This window comes from Variovorax sp. 20P10.2.4 (assembly GCF_058244205.1).
On the sequence record NZ_JBZAYE010000687.1, the window covers coordinates 1 to 3,673 of the forward strand.

At 71.0% G+C, this 3,673-nt stretch carries 2 protein-coding genes; both read left to right on the forward strand.

Annotated features, from left to right (window positions below):
• Window positions 1-525 (forward strand): efflux RND transporter periplasmic adaptor subunit (locus AC27VN_RS35690; protein ID WP_490879677.1); only part of this gene is annotated, 525 nt, incomplete at its 5' end.
• Window positions 518-3,613 (forward strand): efflux RND transporter permease subunit, encoded by a 3,096-nt coding sequence (locus AC27VN_RS35695; RefSeq protein WP_490879678.1) that lies wholly within the window; start codon window positions 518-520, stop codon window positions 3,611-3,613. The genes AC27VN_RS35690 and AC27VN_RS35695, both read left to right, overlap by 8 nt.
• Window positions 3,614-3,673 lie beyond the last annotated feature (60 nt).

Here is a 3,673-nt window from a genome sequence, read left to right on the forward strand (position 1 = left end):
GCCGGCACCATCACCGCGCTGAATGCCGCGAGCGGCGCGGTGCTCAACGACGCCAACGCGGCGCTGATGACCGTCTCCAACCTCGAGCGCGTCTGGGTCACGGTCGGCGTGCCCGAGGACCTGCTGGGGCTGGTCGCCGCGGGCCAGGACGCGACGGTGACGCTGGCCTCGCAGCCGGGGCGCCGGTTCGCGGGCCAGGTCGCCTTCGTGAGCGCGGCGCTCGATGCCGACACGCGCCGGGCCCGGGCGCGGATCGTCTTCGCGAACCCCGAGGGCGTGTTCAAGCCCAACATGTACGCGAGCGCCGCGCTCGAGCTGCCGCAGGCCGCACAGCCGCAGGTGCCGAGCTCGGCCCTGCTGATGAACAACGACAGCGTGAGCGTGTTCGTCGAGGTGCAGCCATGGACCTTCGAGCGGCGCGCGGTCGAGCTCGGGCGCGAGGACGGCGACCGGGTGCGCATCCGCGGCGGCCTCGCGTCCGGCGAGCGCGTGGTGGTCCGTGGCGGCGTGCTGCTCAATGATTAATCTCGTCATTTCCCAGTTCCTGCGCCGCCGGCACCTGGCCTGGGCGCTGTCGGTCGCGCTGGTGCTGTTCGGCGCCTGGTCGTGGACGCAGATGACCGTCGAGGCCTATCCCGACCTCGGCGACGTCACGGTGCAGGTGACGACGCAGGTCAACGGCCTGGCTTCGGAAGAGATGGAGCAGCAGATCACCACGCCGCTGGAGCGCGCGCTGAGCAACACGCCGGGGCTGGCCTCGATCCGCTCGAGCAGCACCTTCGGCCTGTCGCTGATCACGCTGACCTTCAAGGACGGCACCGACGACTACTTCGCGCGCCAGCGCGTGACCGAGCGCATCGGGCAGGTCAGCCTGCCGGCGGGCGCGCAGCCCGCGCTCGGGCCGGTGGCGGGGCCGGCCGGCGAGATCTACCGCTACACGCTCGAGTCCGACCGCATGAACCTGATGGCGCTGTCGGAGCTGCAGCGCTGGAAGGTGATCCCGGCCCTCAAGCAGGTGGCGGGCGTGGTCGACGTCAACAACTTCGGCGGCTTCACGCGCGAGTTCCAGCTCGAGCTCGACCCCGCGCGGCTGCAGGCGCACGGGCTGGTGCTCAACGACGTGGTGTCGGCGATCAACAACGGCAGCGCCAACGCGGGCGGCGGGCGCATCGCGCGCGGCGAGCAGAGCTACGTGGTGCGCGGCATCGGCCAGATCCGCTCGCTCGACGACCTGGGCGCGGTGATGGTGTCGAACAGCGGCGGCGCGCCGGTGCTGGTGCGCGACCTCGGGCGGCTGCAGTTCGGGCACCAGGAGCGCGGCGGCATCCTGGGCAAGAACACCGACCCCGACACGATCGAGGGCATCGTGCTGATGCTCAAGTACGAGAACCCCTCGCGCGTGCTCGAGGGCGTGCACCGGAAGATCGACGCGCTGCAGGCCGAGCTGGCCCCGCTGGGCGTGCGCATCGTGCCCTACATCGACCGCGACGACCTGGTGAAGCTCACGGTCGACAAGGTGACGCACACCGTGCTCGAGGGCATGGCGCTGGTGTGCTTCGTGCTCATCCTGTTCCTCGGCAGCCCGCGCAGCGCGGTGGTCGCGGCGATGGCGATCCCGATGTCGCTGGTGACGGTGTTCATCGTGATGCACTTCACCCGCATGCCGGCCAACCTGTTCTCGCTCGGCGCGATCGACTTCGGGATCATCGTGGACGGCGCCATCGTGGTGATGGAGGCGATCCTGCGGCGGCGCGAGGAGGAACCGAACGCCACGCTCACCGAGGGCAACATCCTCGAGACCGTGAGCCACGTGTCGGGGCCGATCTTCTTCGCCACGCTGATCATCATCACGGCCTACTTCCCGCTGTTCGCCTTCGAGCGCGCCGAGGGCAAGCTGTTCCGGCCGATGGCCTTCACCGTCGGCTACGCGCTGGTCGGCGCGCTGCTGTGCGCGCTCACGCTGATCCCGAGCCTGGCCTACGTGGCGCTGCGCAAGCCGCGGCGTCCCTTCGTCAACCGGCCGCTGCTGTGGCTCACCGCGGCCTACCGGCGCGCGCTCGACCTGCTGCTGGGGATGCCCGCCATCGCCTACGGCCTGGGCGTGGCCGCGCTGCTGGCGGTGGCCGTGCTCGGCGCCACGGCCGGGCGCGAGTTCCTGCCCGACATCGACGAGGGCGCGCTGTGGCTGCAGGTGCAGCTGCCCTCGGGCCTGTCGCTCGACAAGGCCAGCGAGATGGCCACCGAGCTGCGCCACGTGCTGCTCGAGTACCCGGAGGTCTCCTACGTGGTCACGCAACTGGGCCGCAACGACGACGGCACCGACCCCTGGACGCCCTCGCACATGGAGGTGCCGGTGGGCCTCAAGCCCTATGCCGAATGGCCCGCGGGCATGCACAAGGCCGACTTCGTGCGCATGCTGGGCGAGCGCTTCGCGCGCATGCCGGGCTTCGACGTGGGCATCAGCCAGCCGATCATCGACGGCGTGAACGACGCCGTGGGCGGCGCCCACAGTCCGCTGGTGCTGCGCATCTACGGCGACGACCTCGCGGAGAGCCGGCGCATCGGCAACCGGATCGTCGAGCTGCTGGGCACGGTGCGCGGCACGGCCTCGGCCTCGCTGTTCCAGGAGCCGCCGATCCCGCAGGTGGTGATCCGGCTCGACCGCGAGGCGGCCGCGCGGCTGGGCGTGAGCGCGGCCGACGTGGCGGGCCTGGTGCAGACCGGCATCGGCGGCGCGCCCATCATCACGGTGTATGCGGGTGCGCGCACCTACAACGTGTCGGTGAAGCTGCCGGCCAGCGCCAAGGGCGGTACCGAGGCCATCGGCGCGCTGCTGCTCAACGGCGCCAACGGCGCGAAGGTGCCGCTCGCGCAGGTCGCCGACATCCGGCTGCAGACCGGCGAGAGCACCATCTCGCACGAGATGAACGAGCGCCAGATCACGGTGCGCGTGGACAACCGCGACCGCGACCTGGCCTCCTACCTCGAGGAGGCGCGCGCGCGAATCGCGAAGGAAGTGCCCTTCGATCCCGCGAAGTTCCGGCTGCAGTGGGCCGGCCAGTTCGAGAACCAGCAGCGCGCGCAGGCGCGCCTGGGCGTGTCGCTCGCGATCGTGGTCGCGATCATGGCGGTGCTGCTGTTCTTCCAGTTCGGCAAGATCCGGCACGTGGCGCTGATCCTCGGCGTGGTGCCGATGGCCACGCTCGGCGGGCTGATCGCGGTCCACCTCGCGGGCGAGACGCTCAACATGGCGACCGCGGTGGGCTTCATCGCGCTGTTCGGCGTGTCGATACAGAACGGGATCATCATGGTCGCGAACTTCCGCCGCGTGCGCGGCGAGGGGCTGGCGCTGCGGGCCTCGGTGCTCGAGGGCGCGACCGAGCGGCTGCGCCCGGTGCTGATGACGGCCTCGGTGGCCTCGGTCGGCATGCTGCCCGCGGCGCTGGCCACGGGCGTGGGCACCGACGTGCAGCGCGGGCTGGCCACGGTGGTGGTCGGCGGCCTGGTGGTGTCGACCCTGCTCACGCTGTTCATCCTGCCGGCCTTCTACTACGCGATGGAGCGGCTGTTCGAGCGCAAGGGCTGGGGCGTGCGCTCGCGGCGCGATCGTTGAAGCGGAGAGAACGATGAACAAGAGCATTCCCGCCGCGTTGGCCGTCGCGCTGTGCCTGGC

Coding starts and splice junctions, on each gene's coding strand:
- AC27VN_RS35695 (WP_490879678.1), top strand. CDS start 518: ATGATTAATCTCGTCATTTCCCAGTTCCTGCGCCGCCGGCACCTGGCC.